Annotated in this window: 15 protein-coding genes; 8 read left to right on the top strand and 7 right to left on the bottom strand. The window is 59.8% G+C overall.

Going from position 1 to position 22186, the window contains the following annotated elements; all coding sequences use genetic code 11:
* Positions 1-5 precede the first annotated feature (5 nt).
* From VR863_RS00185 to VR863_RS00160, 6 genes are all read left to right on the top strand, one after another.
* On the top strand, positions 6-5399 hold the full coding sequence (locus VR863_RS00185; RefSeq protein WP_324826457.1) for a DEAD/DEAH box helicase: 5394 nt from the start codon (positions 6-8) through the stop codon (positions 5397-5399).
* Entirely contained in the window at positions 5396-7363 is a 1968-nt protein-coding gene (locus VR863_RS00180) for a DEAD/DEAH box helicase (RefSeq protein WP_324826456.1), read from the top strand. Before VR863_RS00185 ends, VR863_RS00180 begins: the two co-directional genes overlap by 4 nt.
* 239 nt (positions 7364-7602) lie before the next feature.
* Positions 7603-9033 (top strand): DNA cytosine methyltransferase, encoded by a 1431-nt coding sequence (locus tag VR863_RS00175; RefSeq protein WP_324826455.1) that lies wholly within the window; start codon positions 7603-7605, stop codon positions 9031-9033.
* The gene (locus VR863_RS00170; protein ID WP_324826454.1) at positions 9026-10219 is read left to right on the top strand and encodes an MvaI/BcnI family restriction endonuclease; all 1194 of its coding nucleotides are present in this window, start codon (positions 9026-9028) and stop codon (positions 10217-10219) included. Before VR863_RS00175 ends, VR863_RS00170 begins: the two co-directional genes overlap by 8 nt.
* Entirely contained in the window at positions 10206-10886 is a 681-nt protein-coding gene (locus VR863_RS00165) for a hypothetical protein (RefSeq protein WP_324826453.1), read from the top strand. Before VR863_RS00170 ends, VR863_RS00165 begins: the two co-directional genes overlap by 14 nt.
* A 307-nt stretch (positions 10887-11193) precedes the next feature.
* The gene (locus tag VR863_RS00160) at positions 11194-11829 is read left to right on the top strand and encodes a S24 family peptidase (protein WP_221597146.1); all 636 of its coding nucleotides are present in this window, start codon (positions 11194-11196) and stop codon (positions 11827-11829) included.
* Here VR863_RS00160 and VR863_RS00155 read toward each other — a convergent pair.
* Entirely contained in the window at positions 11826-13223 is a 1398-nt protein-coding gene (locus VR863_RS00155) for an FRG domain-containing protein (protein WP_324826452.1), read from the bottom strand. The two genes, VR863_RS00160 and VR863_RS00155, sit on opposite strands and share 4 nt — an antisense overlap.
* 212 nt (positions 13224-13435) lie before the next feature.
* On the opposite strand from VR863_RS00155, the gene VR863_RS00150 reads away from it, so the two are divergent.
* Positions 13436-13981: a hypothetical protein gene (locus tag VR863_RS00150; RefSeq protein WP_324826451.1), complete on the top strand. Its 546-nt coding sequence runs from the start codon at positions 13436-13438 to the stop codon at positions 13979-13981.
* A 26-nt stretch (positions 13982-14007) separates the two neighbouring features.
* Here VR863_RS00150 and mobF read toward each other — a convergent pair whose 3' ends face one another.
* From mobF to VR863_RS00130, 4 genes are all read right to left on the bottom strand, one after another.
* Entirely contained in the window at positions 14008-16923 is a 2916-nt protein-coding gene (gene mobF, locus VR863_RS00145) for a MobF family relaxase (protein ID WP_324826450.1), read from the bottom strand.
* A gap of 59 nt (positions 16924-16982) precedes the next feature.
* On the bottom strand, positions 16983-19295 hold the full coding sequence (locus tag VR863_RS00140) for a type IV secretion system DNA-binding domain-containing protein (RefSeq protein ID WP_324826449.1): 2313 nt from the start codon (positions 19293-19295) through the stop codon (positions 16983-16985).
* Positions 19285-19617, bottom strand: a complete 333-nt coding sequence (locus tag VR863_RS00135; RefSeq protein WP_324826448.1) for a hypothetical protein — start codon at positions 19615-19617, stop codon at positions 19285-19287. The genes VR863_RS00140 and VR863_RS00135 overlap by 11 nt, the downstream gene beginning before the upstream one ends.
* 729 nt (positions 19618-20346) lie before the next feature.
* On the bottom strand, positions 20347-20568 hold the full coding sequence (locus VR863_RS00130; protein WP_324826447.1) for a hypothetical protein: 222 nt from the start codon (positions 20566-20568) through the stop codon (positions 20347-20349).
* Between the two features lie 346 nt (positions 20569-20914).
* Here VR863_RS00130 and VR863_RS00125 point away from each other — a divergent pair, with 346 nt between their 5' ends.
* Complete coding sequence (locus VR863_RS00125) at positions 20915-21181, top strand: DUF6437 family protein (protein ID WP_324826446.1); 267 nt, start codon at positions 20915-20917, stop codon at positions 21179-21181.
* Between the two features lie 67 nt (positions 21182-21248).
* On the opposite strand, the gene VR863_RS00120 is transcribed toward VR863_RS00125, so the two are convergent.
* Together VR863_RS00120 and VR863_RS00115 are read right to left on the bottom strand one after the other, a co-directional pair.
* A complete protein-coding gene (locus tag VR863_RS00120) occupies positions 21249-21647 on the bottom strand; it encodes a single-stranded DNA-binding protein (protein WP_119594256.1) in 399 nt (132 codons plus the stop codon).
* A 268-nt stretch (positions 21648-21915) separates the two neighbouring features.
* Complete coding sequence (locus VR863_RS00115) at positions 21916-22185, bottom strand: hypothetical protein (RefSeq protein ID WP_324826445.1); 270 nt, start codon at positions 22183-22185, stop codon at positions 21916-21918.
* Position 22186 lies beyond the last annotated feature (1 nt).

Below are 22186 nucleotides of genomic sequence, written 5' to 3'. Positions count from 1 at the left end.
CTAAGATGTTGAAGAAAAGCCCCTCCGAAGTTCTCGATTACATTCAGAAGGCTTACCATTCCTACTACGATAGCGCCTTCTGGATGCGGGATGACTTCCTGATGCGAGAGCGTTCAAAGCTTCTCGAAGAAAAGGGGCTGACTGCGCAAGAAATCTTGCTCGAGGCAGTCTTGCCCTATCCGTCGGTGGTCGCACCGGACGAGGTAGCGGAGGATGTTGGCCTGTCCGTAGACGAGGCCAAGATGCTCTCGCGGCTAGTGTTCGGGCGCGAATACAAGTTCAGGAAGCACCAAGCGGAATCGCTCAAGACGTCTCTGGCTCCCGTGGGAGCAAAGAAACGCAACGTGGTCGTTACCTCCGGGACGGGGTCGGGAAAGACGGAAAGCTTCCTGCTCCCTGTGATTGCTCGCCTTCTTAAGGAACGGCGGAACGGAGCAGGACATCATCTCGTCAACAAATGGTGGGAGAAGGACTGGGATTCGGAAGATTGTTGGTTCGACTTACGGTCTAATTCATCCGGCGCGCCAAGAGCGGCAGTACGTGCAATGCTGCTCTACCCGACAAACGCGCTCGTCGAGGACCAGGTTTCGAGACTACGACAGGCGGCTTTCAGGGCCAAGGAAGTTCACGGGGAGCCGCTTTTCTTTTTCGGTCGATACACGGGAGCCACTCCGGGCGGGATGTATTACCCGCCCGACAAGCTAAAGTCCGGGGATCGCACGAAGATCAAAAAGGAAGCGAGGGCGCTGCGCGAGATTGCGCAAGAGGCCGACGTCCTACGCGGCATGAAGGAAGAATTGCGAGGCCAATTTTCAGACCCCGAATGTGGCGAGATGCTCACGCGCTGGGACATGATTGCTTCTCCCCCAGACATTCTAATTACCAACACATCGATGCTCAATGTTATGCTGATGCGTGACAACGAGGAGCGAATTTTCGAGGAGACCAGGAGCTGGCTGGCAGAGTCAGAAGAGAACCAATTTTCACTGATCGTTGACGAGCTTCACGGCTACCGCGGCACGCAGGGAACGGAAGTCGCCTTGGTCGTGCGCAGCTTGCTTTCGCGGCTGGGACTAGAGCCAGACAGCCCCCAGTTAAGGTGCTTGGCGACCAGTGCGTCGCTGGACGGTGAAGAAGGCCGCGAATACCTCGAGCAGTTCTTCGGTGTCCATCGCGAGACATTCGCCGTTTTCGAAGGCGATCCTCTAAAGCCCGAGTTCAAGCTCCCCCTCGACATTGGCAAGGTACAGCAAATCACCAGTCGCGTCGCGGGAGGAGACGAGGATGCCCTTGATGTATTGACTGGCGCGGATTCTGCGCGGCGGGCTCTGGGCGCGGCGTGTCTTCGCGCGGGCATGCAGGGAGATGGAAGAACGGTTCCCGCACGTTTGTCTGCAATCAAGGATGCCTTGCTAGGACCTGGGGCGAAAGAGGAGGACTTCAATACCGTGTTGGCGGCTGCCGACCGCGAAGAGCTCGAATCCTTTCACGATCCCCAGCCGTCATTCAGGTCGCATATGTTCATTCGCCAGATCCAAGGGATCTGGGCTTGCTCGAACAAGGCCTGCGATCACGTCGACGAGGCATTCCGGTCACCGGATCGCAAGTTCGGAAAGCTCTTCAAGGTGCCGGCGATCAAGTGCGGTTGCGGTGGGCAGGTCTTGGAACTCTTGTACTGCTACGACTGTGGCGAAGCTTACCTTGGCGGCTTCGTAACGCCGTCTCCAACCGGTGTTACCGATGGCTTTTTCCTCGAATCCAGCCCACCGGCCGACACCAACGCGGGTATGGTCTTCGAACGGAAGCACGGTGACTTCACTTGGTTTTGGCCAGGAAGCGTCGCGAACGAGAAGATTGCGACGCACAAGAATCCGGAGGGTGGCAAGTCCACGACGCTAAGGTTCTCCGCGGCCAAGTACAACCCGATGTTCGGGTACTTGACCCAGTGCCCTCCTGGTGAAGATCCAGATGGGACGATGCTGCTGGTGGGAGGGGGAGCCACGGTGCCGGCTCTTCCCGAAAAATGCCCGAAGTGCGATTCAACGAAATGGCAGCCTAGCTTGAAATCGTTTTTCGGCGGGAAGGTCGAGTCCCCTATCCGGGGTCTTCGGACTGGTCTTAACGCAACGACCCAGCTCGTGGCGGATCGAACCGTGTCAGTGCTCGGGGACGAGAACGGGCCGGCCCAGATGATCTCCTTTACAGACAGTCGCGACGATGCGGCCGACGTAGCCGCAGGTCTTGAGTTAAACCATTTCAGGGACACGGTAAGGCAAGCCGTGTTCCAAGCTCTCCAAAGTCCCGGCGAAGCCACCGCCGAAGAAATCCGCGTGGCCGCGAAGAAAGAAGCAGATTGCGAGGACCTTACTCCCCGCGACCGGGAGATCGCTGACCTTGTCCAAGAGCGAGATACCAGTGCTTGGATGGCATTCCTCATGGAATCCCAAGGCAGTGCGAAGGAAGGTCACCTCGACCGGATCAAGGGCTACTTGGAGAAGTATCAAACCGGCGGAGGGATGTCTTGGGGATCGCTGTTGGACAAGGTCCGGGACAAGATGCTTTCGCTCGGCATCAATCCGGCGGGGCCGGCAGCTTCTATGCAAGAAGTGGGGCAGGAGCCGTGGTGGCGGTATTTCAAACCTCCTCCTGGGAAAGATTGGGACTCGCTTCCGGCGAGTGAAGCTGCAGACGGTCGCAATTCCCTCGTAGAAGCCCTGTCGAACCACGTTGTCGCCGCGATCTTCGACCGGGGCGGGAGAGACCTTGAGTCAATCGGAGTGGCATACATGGTCCCAAGCGGCAGGCTTGGCGCCCAACTGGGCATTACCGATGAGCAAGCTGCAAAGGTGCTTGGAAACATCCTGCGTGTCCTAGGACAAGCCAAGTACTTTGAAGGCGCGGGTAAGAACGCGACGAGCGAAGAAGCTCCGAAGGCCCTTCGAGGCTATCTCGAACGGGCCGCTGCGAAACTAGGGCAATCGCCGTCGGAGTTCTCGGAAAAAGTCCGTACCGCGCTGTTGAATGCTGGAATAATCAACCAGAACTGGATCATCCGGACTGGACGCGCTGTTGGGCTACCAGTGGAATTGAAGGTTGTTGCGCCGGATGACCTGAAAAGCTGCGACACGTGCTCGAAAGTCACGGCGAATTTGCCGGTCTTGGCCTGCACTGCCTCGCATTGTTCCTCTGAAAAATTCTCGCCCGCGGCATCAGCGGTCGAGGACTACTATCGCTGGGTGTCAACCGAGCCCATTCATCGGCTTCACGTCGAGGAACTAACCGGCGCAACGAAACCACTTTCGAAGCAAAGGCAGAGACAGCGCTTCTTTAAAGGCGCCTTCGTCGGGCAGGAGACACCCCTAACCCACGGCATAGATCTACTGAGCGTTACGACCACGATGGAGGTCGGCGTTGATATTGGATCGCTGCAGGTCGTCATGATGGCGAACATGCCGCCGCAGCGTTTCAACTACCAACAGCGCGTCGGTCGAGCAGGCCGGGCCGGTCAATCATTTTCCTATGCCCTCACCATTTGTCGTGGCGGCTCCCATGACGACTTTTATTATTCCCATCCGGAGCGCATCACTGGCGACCCACCACCGCAGCCGTATTTGGACTTGCGTCGCGAGGAGATCATTAAGCGCGTCGCCTCGGCTGAGTGCCTGCGGCGGGCATTCCGATCACTTGGCAGCCCACCGGACCAAACCGGAGCTTCAACGCACGGATCTTTTGGCAAGTTTGACGAATGGCATGATCGGTACAAGAGCGATGTGTCGGCATGGCTTGCCAGTAGCGCGGAGGTCGATGACGTCTTCCGCCGTCTTTCGGTTTTCGCCCCGGGAATCGAGGGTACCGAAGCGAGTATCAAGAGCTACCTACGAAACGATTTGGCGTCCAAGATATCCGAGGTGGTCGATAGTACCTCGTTCATCCAGGAAGAGCTCAGCGAACGCCTCGCAATTGCAGGCATTTTGCCGATGTTCGGCTTCCCGTCCCAAGTTCGAAGCCTCTTTGGATTCAAGAAGGACGCCCGCGCGGAGGACATGGTGATAAGTGACCGATCGCTTGACCACGCGGTATGGGCATTTTCTCCGGGCGCCGAAGTGCCGAGAGACAAGAGGATCCACACTGCATGTGGCTTCATGTACATGTACGAGAGCCGCGGAAAGGTCAGGGAAGACCCCAATCCGCTCGGAGATCCCATAGAATTCTCGAGATGCCGTGCTGAAGATTGCGAGGCGATCACCGCGGGTAAGCATTCGACATGCCCAGTTTGCGAGCAGCCAACGGAGGAGTTCTCCCTGTTCCAACCCAAGGGCTTCCGGGCATTCGGCCGAAAGGATTACGAGGGGACCCGCCAACGGGGCTCGTCCATAGCACCACCGGTCTTGGCGTTTCAGCCGGATTACGAGACGGGAATAGCTGTTGGTCCATTCAAACTCGCGCTTACGTCGGATCGACCCATTGCACTGGTGAATGACAACCAAGGGCGCCTTTTCGATTTCTACAAGCGGTTCAATACCGTCACGGTGCCAGAGCCCTCGCTTTACCGAGACGCGCCTCCACAAGGCGACCACGGAGACTTCGAAGGCTCTGGTGCAATCGGCGCAGTATTCAAGACGGACATCCTTTCGCTGGTCTTCGAAGGCCCCGAGGGGATAGGCGCCCACGGCATTCTCGACACCGGGACTGACGGCCAACCGGCCGCATTGCCAGCGCTCACGTCGTTTGGGGAATTCCTTCGTGTCGCGTCTGCAGTCCACCTCGATGTCGATTCCAGCGAATTCAGGGTAGGGACACAGAAGTTCCGCTCGTCGAAGTGCGTGACAAGCCAGGTATTCTTGGCAGACACGCTGGAAAACGGGGCTGGCTACGCCCGCCAGCTGTTCGATGATACGCGGCTGCAAAGGTTGCTGCGCGAACATTACGACAAGGTCTCGATTGACTGGCAGAATGCTGCCCATGCGGACTGCGATCGGTCATGTCCCGATTGCTTGCGGAATTACGGCAACCGGTTCATGCACGGGCATCTCGATTGGCGCCTGGCACTCGACATGGCCGAGCTATTCCTAGGCAAGGAATTGGATGTCGATCGATGGCTGAGTAAATCAGTCGATGTTGCCAGCCGGTTCAAGGAGCTTTGCTTACCGAACGGATTGGACGTCGTGGTTGCAAAATCGGCAAAGCTCACATCCGTGGTGCTACCGGGGAAATTGGGTATCATCATAGGTCACCCTCTTTGGCATCACCGGGACGGCTTGACACACGATTGGCAACAAGACGCAAAGCTGGCGATACGCGAGGAGTTCGGAGCAGGCACTAGTCCTCTCTTTGTCGATATTAGAGAACTTTCAGCTAATCCGCAGAAGTACGTGGTCGAGTTGGGCAACCAAGCGTGATTGAATTGATCGGACTCGAGGGCACCCGCGAGTATGCTGCTGCAAAGTCGCTCTACGATGCCTTCATCGCGCATTGGCCAGACCTGTTGGAGACGCCTAGTGAAGACGAGCACGTCAAGATTGCATCTGACGTGAAGATCGCCAATGCGAAGCGTACTGATATCGATGTCGTGGTCGCAGGTTTCTTCAAAAAAGGACGGACGATTTTTCCCAAGAAGGTCTTACGGGATAGCGAAGGAAAAAGACTCACCGGCAACCCGATTTCGGTCCAGAATGTCTTGTGCGCCGTCGAGGTCAAGGATCAGGGGCCGAGGGCAGTACGGATTGTCGGCGACAAGGTCGAAGTTCACTACAGTCGCGGATCTTCAAAAGGTTGGCACAACGCCACGGGACAAAACGTTGATCAGGCACATGTGATCAAAGACTACTTCGCTGACCTTGGCGCAAACACTTACGTTCACCGGTGCCTGATCATGCAAGGCCTCGACGAAATCGATGTCGACACCGCGGTTGCGGCCGGCTTCACGGCAACTGACTTCTTTACTGCCGTTTGCGCGGCTAGCCCCCCACGGGCTTGGAAAGGAAACTACTCGATATCATCCTGCCGCGCGGATGATGCGAAGATGATGCTGTCGGCCCGGATCTTCGAACAACTCGTTCCAAGCTCTCTGGATCGATTGCGGATGGATAGGCTTCTTCGGAAGGGGCCACGGGTAGATCAGATTGTTGCTAGTGCAGGAGAGAAGTTCACCAGCATCCGTGGGCATGGCGGGACGGGAAAAACTGTCACGTGCCTTCAAGCCGCATGGCGAGCCTACAAGGAAGACGCGGATCGGACCCTTGTCCTTACGTACAATCACGCCCTCGCAGCTGACATTCGGCGCCTCTTGGCTCTCATGGGAGTGCCTTCCGGAGAAGAAGGGGGGATCAAGGTCCAAACGACGATGTCATTTTTCTACAGCTGGCTATCTCAGCTGGGAGTTTCATCGCCGCACCAAGACGGATTCGAGGATTACAGGCACCTCTGTGCCGAAGCGCTCGAACTCATTGATGGGGGCGCACTTTCTCGAGACGACACGTCATCGATAAAGGCCCGAAATCCCGCGCAATTCGAGTTTGACCGGATAGTGGTCGACGAGGCACAGGATTCGCCCGCGGAGGAAGTCGCTCTCCTCAAGGCGCTCTATCCATTAGAGAACATCGTCATCTCCGACGGTCTGGACCAGCTAGTGCGGGGCGAGCGCGCTGATTGGCTTTCGGGCATACCCAAGGATCGACGATTGATACTGAATGTCATTCGCTGCCTTCGCATGAAGCGAAACCTGGCGGTCTTCGCTTCCGACTTGGCCGACAATATCGGCCTAAACCTCGACATCATTCCAAACGATCAGGCTGGCGGCGGCCGTGTAATCATCGTTCAAGGGCCTTGGTCGGCGCACCGGGATTTGCACGAGGAACTCTCCGAGCAGGCGCGGGAAGCAAAGAACGAACCAGTGGATTCGCTTTTTTGCGTGCCCAGCGATTCCGTGGTGACCGTTGGCGATGAGAGCCACGCCGACCTAGCCAAGGCGCTCGAAGAATGGGGCTTGGAGGTTTGGGACGGAACAGATGGCGACGAACGGCATGACTTCCCCAGGTCAACAAACCAGCACCGCGTAGTGAACTATCATTCGTGCAGGGGGCTTGAAGGCTGGAACGTGATCCTGGAACGGCTCGATGAGTTTTGGGCCGAAAAACGTGAGGAGAAGTTTCGCAAGGGCCCGTCGGCAAGCGAAGCTGACTCGATGATGTCGAATGAACAGCTGGCATCTCGCGAAGCATGGCGCTGGGTCTTTATTGCTTTGACAAGACCTATCGACACGCTCGTAATCACCTTGGATGATCTCTCAAGCCCTCTTGCGAAGGAGATCTTGAGCGTGGCCGATGCACTGGGGGATATCGTAGACAACCGAACCATGAACTAGGCGGAGTTCTGCAACACCATCGGCGTGTTCTTGACCTAGTCCATGCGAACCCAACCTCAAGACATCGCGAGTCTGGCGACTCCCGTAGAGTAATCGATTGAAGGCCTCCTACGCGCGCAGGGACGCCTCGGAGCCGAGTGAGTAGCACGAACCAAACATCGATTCTCGTTCAAAATGAAAAGTCGAAAACCGAGCGAAACACCTGGACCGCCGCCAGGCCCCGTGCTAGCAAACGCGGCATGACTCTCGACACCAAGACCCTCGACAAGGACGGGACGACCGCGGTCCCGCTGACTTCCGCCAAAGAGCCAACGGCGACTCGTTCGATCTATTCCGCGGTCGACTTGTTCGCCGGGTGCGGCGGGCTTGGCACCGGGCTCGAGAACGCCGGCTTCACGACGGTCTTCGTCAACGAGCTCGATAAGGACGCGATGGCAACCTACCTGCGCAACCGGGGACACGAGCTCGGCGGGATGCGCTTCTCTGACAATGCCGAGCTTCGCTGCCACGACGCGCACGAGCTCAAGGGCAAGCGGCTCGAGAAGCTGGTCAGTGATCTCGGATCGATAAGCGAGGTCGACTTGCGCTTCGAGCAAGCCAGCCTTGGCAAGCTCAGCAACCTTGACCTCGTTGCCGGCGGCCCTCCTTGCCAAGGGTACTCGGGCATCGGGATCAGGCGTTCTTACGCGGTCGACAAGGAAGCCCTGCCTTCCAACCGGCTTTACGCGAGGATGACCAAGATCATTGACCGGCTTCGTCCACGCATGTTCCTGTTCGAGAACGTGCGCGGACTCTTGACTTCCCGCTGGACGCGCGAGGGATCGCGGAAGATCTTCCCGGACGTCTTGGAAGAATTTCGCAAGATTCCGGGCTACGAGGTCCGGTGGTCGCTGGTATACGCCAAGGATTACGGCGTGCCGCAGAACCGACCGCGCGTGCTGCTCGTCGGGATACGCAAGGACGTTCTCGAGTCCTGTAGCTTCCTCGACAAGGACGCCGACGCGGAAGACGCTGTCGGATGCGGGTTCTTGCCGCCGCCGAACACGGGAGCGTTTCCCGATCTCGTAGACCTGCTTGGCGACCTCATCGATCCCAAGATCGAGAAGATCCTACGAAGCGGCGACTTCCCATCCGGCTCGTTCCAAACCACTGCCTACCCGCGCAAGCCGATGAACGGGTTGCAGGAGGGTTTTCGCACCCCGCCGGCCTGGGCCGCCTCCCGGGCAGGCAAGCTGACGGAGCAGGAGTACAGCAAGCACAAGCGCGAGATCGTCGAGAAGTTCGACTACATGCTGGCGAATGGCGGCGAGATTCCCGCCCACGCGCAAACCAAGAAGTTTTCGCAGCGCGTCTTGAAGCCGCGTTGGGGCAATGCCGAACCGAACATGACCGCGACCTCGCTTCCTGACGACTACGTCCATTTCAGCCAGCCGCGCATCCTCACCGTGAGGGAATGGGCAAGGCTCCAAATGTTCCCCGATTGGTACGAGTTCTCGGGCAAGCGGACGACGGGTGGCATCCGGCGGGCCGGTAACCCGCTCGAGGGCAACTTCGACCGCGAGGTTCCCAAGTACACGCAGATCGGCAATGCCGTTCCCGTCGGCCTCGCCGAGGCCGTCGGCAAGCATTTCCGCAAGGTTCTGGACGAGGCCGTGGGAACCCGTGCTTGAGAAGAGTGACACGGACGTCGGCGATGTCCTCGCCGCGTTCACGCGCCAAGAGATCGACGTAGCACTCTTGGTCCCCACCGAAACGGGGTTGAAGAAGTCGATCATGGACGCGACCGCCAACGTGCGGGATTACCTCCTGTCGACCGGCATCCACGATTTCGACGACCAGGCGCAAGGCCCGGAGAACAAGGTGGTCCGTAGGGCCTACTTCGTCGAGCCCGATCGCCTCGTGGAATCGACGGTGTCCCTGTATCGTCCCCAGACGAAGTCCGGTGACCCACGTATCTGGTTTGCCCTGCTCGGGCGCTATGCCGATCCCTACAACTTGCTTGCCGTCTTCGAGCACGAAGGCGACCTCTACGTGGTCAACGCGAGCCGGCCCGAGGTCTTGGCCTCGCTCGACAATGCTGCCAGCCCCCTCGGGCATATCGCGGCAAAGTACCGGCGAGGCGAGGACCCTGTCGTCGGCGAATTGCTCGATGCGCTGAGGGAGATTGCCGCGCAAGGGTTTGTTCGCACGCTGCGTCCGGGTGACACCGGCGTCGGCATGACGCTGGAGACCTTGCTCGGCATCGCGGCCAATGCCGAGAAGACGCCTGACTTCAAGGGGATCGAGCTCAAGGCGAAGCGGATCAAGCGGGCTCCCACCAGGTCCACGCTATTCTCGCAGTCGCCCGATTGGACGGTCAGCCCCGTCGGCTCGGCGTGGAACCTGCTCAGCACCTTCGGGTACCATCGCAATGGCAAGCTTCGCTTGAATTGCGAGATCAACGCGAAAGCTCCAAACTCCCTCGGGTTCATGCTGAGCGTCGACACGGAAAAGGACTGGCTGAAGCAGGATCACGTCCGAGCCGAGGAAGAACGGCGCGCGCATGTAGTCACTTGGCCCCTCGAGGTCTTGAGAGGCAGGCTTCGCGAGAAGCATCCCCAGACATTCTGGGTCGGTGCGCGCTGCCGCGGCAAAGGCGCAGACGAGCATTTCCATTACATGCAGGTCGAACACACGCGCGCACCGAGCGTGCGTAATTTCCAAGCGCTCTTGGAAAGCGGTGTGATTTCCGTCGATTACCTCATGAGCCAGAGGGGCGAGAAGCAACTGGTCAGGGACCACGGCTACCTCTTCAAGATCAAGCAAAAGGACTTCCCGGCACTCTTCCCGCCATCCAATGTCCATGTCCTCGCCTGACACGGTCCTGGGGACGGGCGAAAAGCGCAAGCTGACGCTCCTCGCGGCCGATCTCGCGGACTGGTACCGGCAGGGTGGCGGCCGGTCCTTCCCATGGCGCGAGCCGGGTACGCCGCTCTACCAGCTCGTTTGCGTGGAAGTCTTGCTCCAGCGGACCCGGGCCGAGACGGTCGCAAGCTTTTACGACCGGTTCTTCACCCGATTCCCGGGTTGGCACGCGCTCGCGGACGCACCGGCCGTAGAGCTCGAGGAGTTCCTCAAGCCGCTCGGCCTATGGAAACGCAGGGCCGCGTCTTTGCGTGCACTCGCGGCGTATGCTTCCGAACATGACGGCATGTTTCCTTCCCGGTACCAGGAGCTCCTGCAGGTACCAGCCGTTGGCCAGTACGTTGCCCACGCGATCTTGATGTTCCAGCATGGAGAGAGGTTTCCGCTCATCGACGTGAACATGGCACGCGTGGTCGAGCGGTTCGTGCGTCCGCGCAAACTTGCCGACATCCGGCACGATCCTTGGCTTCAGCAAGCTTGCAAGTGGCTAGTGAGGCGAGGCGATCCAAAAACGGTCAATTGGTCGGTGCTCGACCATGCCGCGTTGACCTGTCGCGCGCGGAACCCCTACTGCAAGTCGTGTTTCATTTCCAGCAGGTGCGCGTTCAAGGCTGTCTAGGATCTTCGCGAGGCACGGTCGGCTTCGCATATGACGCCAAGTAGGTTTCAACCTTCTCGATCGTGCGGCGCCGCGGTCGCCTTCCGAGCCGAAGGTCAAGAACGAACCGGGGGTCGCCAACTGCCCGCCTGCCGAAGCGCGTCGCGGACATCCGCGATTCCCGCAGGTGGCACTCGATCCTATCCAGCAGTTTCATGTAGTCCTCGACTCGCTTTGCCCTTGTGTTCTTGGTTTGTTCTTAGTAGGAAGACTCCATTGAGTCTAGGAAATTTCCTTCACCCCGGCATTGACCGGAAGGATGCAAGCGATGGAACAAGTACGGGAAGAACTCGACAGGCTGATCCAGCAAAGGCGGCTCGGTTACTCCTCGATTTCCCGCCTGATCGGGCGCAACTCGTCGTATATCCAGCAGTTCATCAAGCGCGGGTCGCCGCGTCGGCTCGACGATAACGACCGGCGAACGCTGGCGAGCTTCTTCGGTGTCGACGAGCAGGTCCTGGGTGGCCCACCGTTGCCGGTTCGCGACGGCTTGGTCGAGATCCCGGTACTCGATGTCGATGCATCGGCCGGTTTCGGGGCGATTGCCGAGAGCGAAACGGCACATACCCGGTTCGGCTTCGACGAGCGGTGGCTCAAGCGACTTACCCCGGCCAAGAGCCCCAGCCTCTCGATCATCCACGTCTTGGGCGATTCCATGGAGCCCACGCTCAGCGACGGCGACGAGGTCATGGTCGATGCGTCCGACCACGGTTCCCGCCTGCGTGATGGGATCTACGTCCTGCGGGCCGACGATGCCCTCGTTGTAAAGCGTGTCACCCTCAAGCCCGGTGGACGCAAGATCACGATCAGCAGCGACAACCCGGCCTACCCGAGCTGGGATGACGTCGACCGGTCGGGTATCCAGGTGGTCGGCCGCGTCATTTGGTTCGGCCGTGCGATCTAGCTGTCTGGCAGGCTGTAGCGTGCCTTCACGTGCTGCGCGGTCTCCTGGATGCTGGGATAGACCGTCGTGGCGTTGATGTTGAGGGCGTCGAGTTGACCGAGGATCCGCTGCTTGTCCTTGACGGTAATGCGCGAAACCTCGAGCCCGTCCTGACCAGATTCGGGCAAGATCGCCTCGTGGCCAAACAGCAAGAATGCGCCTGATTGCGACTTGATGCGGGTGTTCGTTTGCTTTGCCTTCACGCAGACGATCGAGCCAAGGTCGTCGGGCACGATCCGAGCTTCGAAGAAGCCTTTTTCCGACTTGATGTGATGCAGGAGCTTGCCCGTGACAGGCTCGTCGTTGAACTCTTCAAGTTCCAACGAGAGATCGATATCGCTCTTCTGCTCGTAGCTCAGCTTGGATAGGTTGGAGATGCAACTAACCGTATCGGAATCGTAGTATTTCACCTGCTCTTCCGGCACGCGGAAGATGATGACCTCACCGTCCTCGTCCATCAGTTCGGGCTTGCAATAACAGGCGAAAAACAGCGCCACCAACGGGTTGCCCGAGATGTCGAGAAGCCGCGTCGGTAACCCGTAGTGCTGCATCCTGACCAGCTGGTCGAAGCAGTACTGGTCGCCCTCGAACTCGTCGTAGTGGGCGATGAGCAGTTCCTTGCAGAGGCGATCCTCGTTCGGCATGAACTTCCAACTGCCATTCGGCCACTTTCGAAGCAGCGAAGGCGTTAGTTCGAACGTGACATCCTCGTGGCCCCTGTAGAACGTCTGTTCTCCGTCCTTCGGCGGATGCGCCTGCAACACGGCAAGAAACGCTTCGACGCTGTCGACCTCATCTATGATGTTCTTGTGCCTCTCGGGAGGCTCTGCACCGGGAGCATCGGCCACTCCACCGAGCAATTCCGCGACCGCATCGGCAAATGCAGGCTTTCTTTGGGCGAGAGCTTCGAGAATTGCACCGGATGCGCCTTCCCGCACCGCCCAGTGCGTGCGGTAAAGCTGGAACCCGTCGGCACCGAAAATCTCTGTTGCCTGGTCAACGCTCTCGAACGCGACCTCGCCGAAATCTATGATCGGATCGAAATCGGCCGTAACTTCCCTCTTGCCGGCCTCGAGGTTCGAAACGCGCCCGTAGCGGACAATCATCGTGGGATTGTCGGTCGACCGGTCAATCTCGCTACAGAGGAAGGTCGGCAGCTTGCCGAGGAATTCGAGGGAAGGCTGCCCGAGGTCCTCCAAACCCTTGGCCAGATCGGTAGGAGTATACTCGAACATGCGGCCACGGCTCATGCCGATCTCGTCAACACCTACGACGTAATCGGGGTTACCGAATGAAATGTAGTTGAAGTTGTCTGCCATAGAGCTACGCGCAAAACCTCGCTTGAGACGGTCCAAAATAGACGCCTCTCACGGGTATGCGTTTCACCAAAAGATTCCAACGCCCAATCAGCCAGCAGCTCCACGGGAGACCATTTCTCGACTCCCGGGATACGTATCGATAGACAGCAGAACCTTGAGAACACGAAGCTTTAAGCCGTTTCAGTGTATGTGAGCGCCCTTTTTGACCACTTCTTGAAGGTATCATCATGGCTGTAGGCTATCGGCGCATGAAGCTCACCGTTGAGCTGATCGATGAGGCCATGGAGCGTGCCGACAGCCTCCCCATCTTCGAGAATTCGCATAGGCAAGAACAGGCAAACCTCGTCGGCTGCATCGGCGAGGTCGTCTTCGAGAGATACCTCGCTCACCACCAGGTCACCTTCAAGAACGACACGATTTCTACCCGCCGTGATTACGTTATCGGGAATTCGCTCGCGCTGGACGTGAAGACGAAAGATCGGACGGTTCGTCCGCAACGCCACTTCGACAACTCGGTCCCGCTGTACAACCATCCACACCAGCGCCCCGACTATTATTACTTCATTTCGTTGCTCCGCGAAAAGTCTCTCGGCGCGACAGATCCTAGGCGCTTCAAAGAGGCATACTTGATGGGCGGGATCTCGCTACAAGACCTCGACCGTGTGGCGAAACGTTGGGACGCCGGGCAGACCGATCCTTCGAATGGTACGACGTTTTGGACGGCCTGCCTCAATGTCCAGATGGATCAATTGACACCGAACGACCAGCTCCTCGAGACCTTCCGGAACGCGTAGAAGCGGCCGGCTTCTATCCAATCCCCCTAGATCCCGATCTCGAAGGGCTTTACGCGTTCCTTCACGAGTTCGGGTTTCTCCTTTTCCGAAGGTACAACCTCCTTCCCGTTGTCCTTCGCAAGGCCCTTGGCAGCCGCCGCCTTGAGCCGCTGCGTAACTTCGAGGGCCGATGTCTTCTCGCCGCTGTTTGACTTGATGGCCCGGCCGAGTTTCTCGGCATTGTCTGCGACAAGCGTCAGGCCATCGCGAAGCCGGGTGACCGTGACAAGAAATGTCTGCCGGTTCGAGAGGTTGCGTTCGCGGCTGTCCATCACGGCAATCCCGCGATCTGACGTCAGTCCCTGTGCCATGTGCGCGTTCAGCGCGTAGGCCAAGTCTAGGCGTTTCAGCATCGGGTCACTTCGCGACAAGCGCAGTTCCTTTCCCGACGTGGTCTCCACCGTGACGCCTTTCGGATCGATCGCGACGATCCTCGCCTGGTCGGCGTTGAAGAGCGCGCGCTTGTGGTCGTTGTCGGTCCAACGGATCTTGTCACCCTCGAAAGCGACCAGCGACTTTCGCTCGAAAAGCGACAGCCGGTCATTCCCTGCACCAGGGCGAAGCCGAGACGGGCTGAAGTTGCGGGCACGTCCCTTCTTGTCTTCAAGCACCAGTCGCTTTCGCGCGTGGTCGATCGATTTGACCGTGTAGTCTCCCGCCGCCAGTCCCTGCGCGCGGTCAAAGGATCGGAAGTTGAGGATCATGCCAGACTGGTATGCTCCGAGGTGTCGCAGTTCCTCGCGCGTGGCGTTAATCCGTACATGGACGCTCAACCTTGCCACCCTTGGCCCGAGCTCGCCATTGGCCTTGAGGCCGCGCTGCACAGCCTCGTTGATCGCGGATCGAAGGGATCGCCCCGACGCATAGATCGACGTCCGATCACGATCCGCCGGGCTCAGCGAGAGCCATTGCTCGGCAGCAACGATCGCACTGTCCCACCGAGCCTCGATGGTTGAAGGGGCAAGGGCCCTGAGCGCATCGTCGATGCGTCCCTCCTGCGCGGCGGCCTGGGCTCGCCGCAAGTCGGGATCGCGGCCGCGCAGGTTGACGTCCATGTTGGCGCGCTCGATCCCGGCCTGCTGGACGAGGTCGAAGGGCTTACCGGCATCGACGGCACCAAGTTGTCGCTTGTCGCCGACGAGAACCAGGCGCTGGACTTCGGCAAGGTTGGCTAACCGTACCAGCTTGGCCTTGTCCTCGTTTGACACCATCGAGGCCTCGTCGAGTAGCAGGACATGGTCTCCGAGCGCGCTCCGAGCCTCACCAAGCAACGTGGTATTGCCCGGCTCTCGCAGAAGCCTGCCCCATTGCGCGAGGAAGCGAGCAATGGTCATTGAATGGATACCGGTGTCGCGCTCGAGCATCTGGACGAGCGTGTTCTGCACCGCGAGCCCCAGCACCTGCTTGCCTTCCTCGCGGAGCAGCTGGGCGACCGGTTTCATCACGCTGCTTTTGCCTGCCCCGGCTATGCCCTGGATCGCCACGATCCTGTCACGCGATGAGAGCACGAGGCTCGCCGCATTCTCCTGCCCTTCGTTCAGCGAAATTCCGTGGTTGATCGCGGCAACAGCCTGGACCCGTTCTGCGGCGTCCGATCGATCCAGGATGGGCGACACCGCACCTCGTCCCTGGTCGACGTTCGCGAGAATGGTGCTTTCAAGGTCTAGCGCCTCGCGGCTCGCCAACCAGCCTTTGTGTTCGCCTTTGCCGGACTCGAGTGCGCCGCTTCTGACGAGTGCGTTCACACGGGTTTCGACGTGGCCCACCGTCGTCGGTAGCCCAAAATCGAGCGCCGCCTTCAGCAATCCCTCACGGGGAAAGGCTGCCTCGCGCTGCGAAAGATGACGCACCGCAGAGGCCACCGCCTGTGCAGCCGCGATGGTCGGCGCATCCTGCTTGAGGACATGGGCAGGGATCAGTGGATCAGCCGGATCGCCCTTGATCCGCTGCGCAAACTCCCTCAGCTTCGCAATCCCGCGCTGAAGGAGGCTTTGCTCTTTCGAACCTCCGGCGACCTTCGCCGCGGCACGCATCTGGGATGCGTCAATGAGGCCTCCAAGATCGAGACCGACCTCGTCGGCCCGCTGGCGCCACGACGAAAGAAGGCCCTCGCGATCGCGCACTGGTTCTTTGCCTTTGCGCGTTTCGAGCGTTGCGACAATCCCTGCCTCCAGTCCGCTCCCTCGCCTGGCTGCGAGGACTTCTTCGCGCCGCGTTGAAAAGGCCATCACCTGCTCGCGGGCAATGCCCGCTGCTTCGAAGTTGCCATGCTTTCCAACCGGCCCTGCTTCGTAGCCCATTTTCTCAACCGCCAGGCGAAAGCGCGCCATGGTCATCGAGTTGAGCAGCGTGTTGAACGACCAAAGCTTGTCGTTGCGAAGCGCGCGCCACTTCCCGTCGCTGCCTTGCGTGACATTCGCCACGACCGCGTGAAAATGCAGGTTCGGCTCCTGGTTGCGGTTGGTGTCGTGCTGGAAAAGACCAATTGTCAGGTTATCGGTCGCGACCTTCCCGTATCCAGCCTTGCTGCCCATCCGGGTCTGCGCCGCGTTCTTTTCTGCCCAGCGCAAGGTCTCGATGACTGCCTCGCGATAAGCATCGATAATCCGCTGGTCGCCGCCCACCAGCGCGAGCAGCGACCAGCTTTTCGGGAGTGAGAACGTGAGGTCGGTTCCTGGCCTATGGGCCTGTCCCGCGTTGCCGACCTCGATACCACCGGGAAGTTCTCCCCGCAGCAAGGCATCGAACTGCTCGGCACTGACGCGGCCCTCAAGGCTAAGTCGTTCCGCTCCCTTCCCGACCCAGGTTCCGGAACGATCGGCATCGGCGCCGGTGTAGTAATTGTCTGCCGCGAAATAGCTCGCGGCAGCCGAAGGGGAGCGCACATTGGCGACGGAAAGCATACTGTCTGATCCTCGTCACGGCTCCCCTCGCGGCCGGGTAATCCCTCCCCATTTGCCTTTCACATGTCGGGCTCGAACTCGCCGAAATCCTTTTCCGGAGGATCTGCAACCGCACCTTCACGCAGGTCTTTTTCGACCGGCGTTAGTGGCTGGCGCCCGTTGGCAGCCGAACGGCCTTGAGGCGTCGAACCGCCTTTGCCACGAGTATCATCTCCGGCGGCTCCGGGTTCGGACGAATGCTGTTCCGCGCCCATTGCTGGTGCATCCTCTCTGGTTTGCACGGCGGCGAGAGGTAGCGTTGGACCTGCATCCAGATGCGTATCGGACGGGGTTTCGGCACGGAGATCACCACCAGCGCGCCCTGCGTTCAGCTTTTCATGCTGCACAGGCTCCTGCCGATCCTGCGGTTCATCGGCGACACGGCGCTGTCCCTCCAGGTCGAGTTTAAGCTGCTTTGAATCGACAGGCTTACCTGCACCGTCATCGTTCGAGGCGGGATGCTCGTCATTCGGTTTCGAACCCGGTTTCGCCTGGAGCGTCGTCGCCGCAGGACCCTGGTCAGGCTTTGTGAGCGGTTTCTCGCGGGCGATGAAACCTTCGGCAATACGACCACGGGTGCGCGGAATGAGCGAGACCGGCGCAGCGGGAAATCCGTCGGGAAACTTGATGTAGGCCGACAACCGCGGAAGGTTCATGAACTGGTCGGGCAGGAGCAACGGCTCGATCTGCCGACGAGGTGTCAGGCTGACTGCATCGCGCGCATTGTTGTACCCATAGCTGTAGCCTTCTTCCATGTCCCGCACCTGCCGGTGGCCGATGAAATCGGAGCACCAGGTCGCTGTCTCGCGATCGGCCGTCGCCAGAATGAGCTTGGTGCGCGCAAGCGAGGACAATGTCATGGCCATGTTCTCGCCGTAGACCTCCTTGAGCTTGGCAAACGCGTGCACCCCGGTGACGATCGCACCGCCAAAGTTGCGCGCGGTTTGCAGCCCCTTTTCGAGCGCCGGTAGTCGGTGGAGGGCGCCCAACTCGTCGATCAGGAACCACATTCTGAGGTCCTGCGTGCGCTCGAGCGTCATAAGCGTATTCATTGCCGTATCGAGCCACAGCGTCAGCAACTGCGAGGAGATGCTCATGTCGACATAACGGGCAGAGAGGAACAGGATCGAGCCCGCCTCGCAGTCTCCTTTGACCCAGTCGCGGACCGAAAAGCGCGGTCCGGTGGAGGGCAAAAGCTTCAGCACTTTCGCATTCGCATTGAAAACCGAGCGGATCGATTCCGCCATTCGTGCGGCTTCCGGAGCGGTCAGCGGATCGGCCATGGTACCGCGCATCAGCTTATGCACTTCGGACAGGTCAGCGGTCATCAGCCGCCGCGCCAGGTCCTCGTTGGTCGGCGTGCCGGCGCGGGCAAGATGGAGGCACATCTCGACGAACAGCATGCGCGCCGCGAGCACCCAGAACTGTTCCGAACCGCCCCCGTCATGGGGCACGAGCGCTTCCGCCGCGGCATGAAACTCCGCCTCGCTCGTACAGTCATTGAACACGCTCCACAGCGGACAGCGCGCATCGACAGGATTGAGAATGATGTCGCGCGCGGGGTCGTAAAAGGTTTCGATAAAGGCGCCGGTCAGGTCGAAAATGACCGCGCGCTGGCCGCGCTCGCGCGCTTCGGCAACGAGTTCGGTGAGCGCCACGGTCTTGCCGGTTCCGGTCGTGCCAATAAGCATCGCGTGGCTCTGCTCGAGCCGCCACGGCCAGCTCACACCGGCGAGATGTGTCGGTTGGTAATGGCCCGCTTCGGCAAGCGCCGACGAGCTCGCAAGCCGCCACTTCCAGCCAAACTTGCGTCCCAGTTCTTCGGCCCGGAATGCCTTGTTGTGACGCTCGATTTCTTCTTCGAGTTCGTCGAGCGAAACAAGCATTGCGCCGCGCTCGTGCTTGCGCGCCTTCGACCGCCCGCCAAAGCGCTCGGCGAACCACCAGAAGAACACGAAGGCCGGGATCAACAGTACCGCCGAGACGAGCAATCCCTGCTTCACTGCCGTGCGAAACGCCTCGACCGCCTCGCGCATCGGCGGGAACTCGCGAACGATGCCAAAGGGGAGGCCGACCCTTTCGCCGTCAAGCAATTGAAGGTTGACTAGCTTGGCCGGATCGAACTCCATGAAGGCATAGAGACTGGCATAGATATGCATCCAGACAAGGTAGACTTGGTCATCGGTCAGGGCCGACCGCACTTCCCAATAACAGGTGCCGACCGCAACCAGCCCGGTGACAATGAGTGGACCCTTCAGCCCCGCAGCAAACATGAAACCGAAGTGGCCGAGCAGTTGGCTACCGCGGGTAAAGTTCAGGAGATTATGCTTCATGGGACTGGCCTCCCATGTTCGCGTTGACAGGGAGGCCAAGACGCTCGAGGCGTCGCCGGTACGCCTCGTGGGTACGGTCGCGCAAACTTGCGTCAGCATGGCTGGCCAGGAGCGCATCGAGCGCTACCGAAATGAAGATAGCTTGGCGCGCGGGATCGAGCCCTGCGGGCCGGTCCTTCGCCTCGTTCTCGCGCTGCCACGCCGCGACGATGAGGTCGCGGATGAAGACGCTGACGCTCTCTCCTTGGTCAGCCGCCCGCTGCCGCACCCAGGTGGAAACGGGAAGCGGTACGAATGCCTGAAGCCGATCGTGTCGGGTCATGAAACAGGTTCCTTGTCGGGCCGACGGAACCTAGCTCACCTTGCGGAAGGTGCCGATGAGAATAAATCGTGAACAACTCGCAGTCAATCGAAAGATTCAGGAGATAATTCAGAATGATACACCAGGACGAGTGGCTGGCGGATCGGCGCAAAGCCGCTCTACTCGCAGGCGGGTTGAAAGTGCGCAAACGGAATTTCATCACGATAACAAGAAGATAAGTCCCGAATTCGCGGGGTACGGTGTGCTCCCTTGTTCCCATCTGCGCGGGGTGGTCCAGACAGTGAGGGGGATTGATCAAGGACGACCTTTTCCGACCTCCTCGTTAGAGCGCGAGCAACCGGGCCTGGCAGCTCACCGCATGCAGATAGAAAGCAGTTGGACGCCTCCAGCCAAAGACAGCACCTGCGAAAGAGGCAGCGGCCAAGGGCGCGTGGGAAGCAAGGCAAGCGGGGCATGTCGCGTGCCCAGCTTCCCGCCGCCCGACCCGGTGCCGGTTCGCAAGTGCGCGCGGGGCCCAAGAACAGATCACGCCGCACCCTCAGGAGCGCATCGCAAGATGCGCGGGACAGAGTGCGTCCACAGCCCCGCTCCATTTATCGGGCGCCGCCGCATTGCGGTGGGCGGCCGCCAGGGCAACCGGCCCAACCGGTTTCTTGTGATTGATTGAATTACCCGGCGAACGAGAAAAAAGGGCAGGAACCGCTTCCGGTTCCCGCCCTGTCGGTAGTCTCAGAATTCGTCGACCATGCCGCCGTGGACCGTGTGGACCACCCGCGCCGCGAGATGCGCTGGCAAGATGTTGTAGTCACCCTCGTCGACGGCAAAGTACCCGAGTTCGTCATCCTCGATAACGTGCTGATCGAAGAAGCTATGTAGCGCTCTCTTTTCGGCTGTTTCCAGAGCCTCGAAATAGCTCCGTGACGGAAGGGCGCAATGCATTGAATAAGCCATGATAATCCTCCTGGTTTCTGTCGTGAGACGACAGGAGGTGCGCGCGATGGTCTTGTGCATCCCGGGTCAGGGATCGCCCGAATGGGCGACCGCGATAGCGGCGGTGGGGGTAACGATTTTGTTCGCTGCCGGATGCAATCCGGTGGCGGGCAAAATGGTGGGGCCCCGCCGTCCTTGAGGCGGGAGGCGCAAGGCCATCATGCTGGGAGAACCGTGAGCAAGAACCCACCACCTCCGCCCCAATATCGAACGCCTGCTGCGTGCGAATTGCCTTTCCTACACCCTGATGACGCGGGCATGGAAACAACCGGGGAGCAGATCCGAGGGGGATAGAAGGACAAGTAGCATGCCCCGAAACAGGAGCGCGATTGCAGCCCTGCAAAAGCTCGAAGCGGACCGCGCGGCACTGGACGCCAAGCAACGCGAACTTGAAATGCAAGCGGCCAAGGAACTCGGCGAAATCATCCTGGGAAGCGGCCTCGAAAGCTTCTCGAAGAAAGGTCTGAGGAAGGTTGCCGAAGAACTCGGGAAACTCGGCGAGGACGCCGCGATCGAGAAACTAACCGGGCGCGGTGCAACCCGTGCTTCGAATAGCGCGCCGGGAACCCAGTAGCCAAGGAAGAAGAGGCCCTGCCGCTTGCAGCAGAGCCTCTTCGTAGGGGGAACGACCGGGATCGATCTCAGTCGATCTCGGGAGCGTCGGTGTTGTCGTTGTCGTCACCCGACCCGTTACCGCGGGAGAGGAAGTCGACCTTATCGGCAAGGATCTCGGTGCCGTAGCGGGTGACCCCGTCCTTGTCCTCCCACTGGGTGTAGTGGATGCGGCCCTGAACACTGACCAGCTGGCCCTTGGAGCAGTACTGGCCGACGGTCTTGGCAAGGCCGTTGAAGCAGGTCACCCGGTGGAACTCGCTTTCCTTGGCGGTGTAGCCGTTCTCGTCCTTGTAGGTCTTGCCGTCCTTGTCGCGAGCGGGGCGATCGGTGACGACGGTGATCCCGGTGACGTTGGTGCCGCCCTTGGTCTCGCGGGTGTCGGGATCGCGGGCGATGCGGCCGGTGAGGATTGCGATATTGGTCATGGTGTAAGTCCTTCAGTTCCTCAAACCGGAGACCATCTCCGGCTTGCGAACATCCAGAAGAAGCAGGGCATGCGGGGACTGCACCGCAGGAGCAAAGCTCCAAGGGGAACCCGTTCATGACGGGTGGTGCGGCCAGGCAGCGCAGCTGCCAACACGGCCGGAAAGGAACGGGTTGCCGTCCTCAGCTGACGTGGTTCAGGACTGTTCGCGAAGAAAGCCGGATGGGTATCGGGTGCGGGTCTGAAGGTGCCGTGACCGGCACTTGCAATCAGGCTTCGCCTTCGCCTTCCGATGCCGCCAGCAGATCCATGAAGTTGCGGGCCGCTTCCCGGTCTTCCTCGCTTTCGAACGCCACATCGAGATCGGGGGCGGACCCGAACATGTGCAGGAACGACCACAGTGCAAAGCGCTTGCCACGGTCCTCCTCAAGCCCGAGATCGACCCGGCAGTGCTCGATGCCGGCTGCAAAGGTGTCCGGGGCAACCCCGGAGAGGTCGGTGGTGGCAAAGTAGCGCTGCAGCAGATCGTCAAGTTGCATG

Origin of the sequence: Qipengyuania zhejiangensis (genome assembly GCF_035607565.1) — a bacterium.
Taxonomy (GTDB): Bacteria; Pseudomonadota; Alphaproteobacteria; order Sphingomonadales; family Sphingomonadaceae; genus Qipengyuania; species Qipengyuania zhejiangensis.
The sequence above is the reverse complement of the archived record's forward strand: the minus strand, read 5'-3'. Positions and strand labels throughout refer to the sequence as shown.

Excerpts from the sequence above, each read along its gene's own strand:
- VR863_RS00165 (WP_324826453.1), top strand. The coding sequence starts at position 10,206 with ATGTCCTCGCCTGACACGGTCCTGGGGACGGGCGAAAAGCGCAAGCTG.
- VR863_RS00125 (WP_324826446.1), top strand. The coding sequence starts at position 20,915 with ATGCCCCGAAACAGGAGCGCGATTGCAGCCCTGCAAAAGCTCGAAGCG.
- mobF (WP_324826450.1), bottom strand. The coding sequence starts at position 16,923 with ATGCTTTCCGTCGCCAATGTGCGCTCCCCTTCGGCTGCCGCGAGCTAT.
- VR863_RS00130 (WP_324826447.1), bottom strand. The coding sequence starts at position 20,568 with ATGGCTTATTCAATGCATTGCGCCCTTCCGTCACGGAGCTATTTCGAG.
- VR863_RS00175 (WP_324826455.1), top strand. The coding sequence starts at position 7,603 with ATGACTCTCGACACCAAGACCCTCGACAAGGACGGGACGACCGCGGTC.
- VR863_RS00185 (WP_324826457.1), top strand. The coding sequence starts at position 6 with ATGTTGAAGAAAAGCCCCTCCGAAGTTCTCGATTACATTCAGAAGGCT.
- VR863_RS00150 (WP_324826451.1), top strand. The coding sequence starts at position 13,436 with ATGAAGCTCACCGTTGAGCTGATCGATGAGGCCATGGAGCGTGCCGAC.
- VR863_RS00115 (WP_324826445.1), bottom strand. The coding sequence starts at position 22,185 with ATGCAACTTGACGATCTGCTGCAGCGCTACTTTGCCACCACCGACCTC.
- VR863_RS00135 (WP_324826448.1), bottom strand. The coding sequence starts at position 19,617 with ATGACCCGACACGATCGGCTTCAGGCATTCGTACCGCTTCCCGTTTCC.
- VR863_RS00140 (WP_324826449.1), bottom strand. The coding sequence starts at position 19,295 with ATGAAGCATAATCTCCTGAACTTTACCCGCGGTAGCCAACTGCTCGGC.
- VR863_RS00160 (WP_221597146.1), top strand. The coding sequence starts at position 11,194 with ATGGAACAAGTACGGGAAGAACTCGACAGGCTGATCCAGCAAAGGCGG.
- VR863_RS00120 (WP_119594256.1), bottom strand. The coding sequence starts at position 21,647 with ATGACCAATATCGCAATCCTCACCGGCCGCATCGCCCGCGATCCCGAC.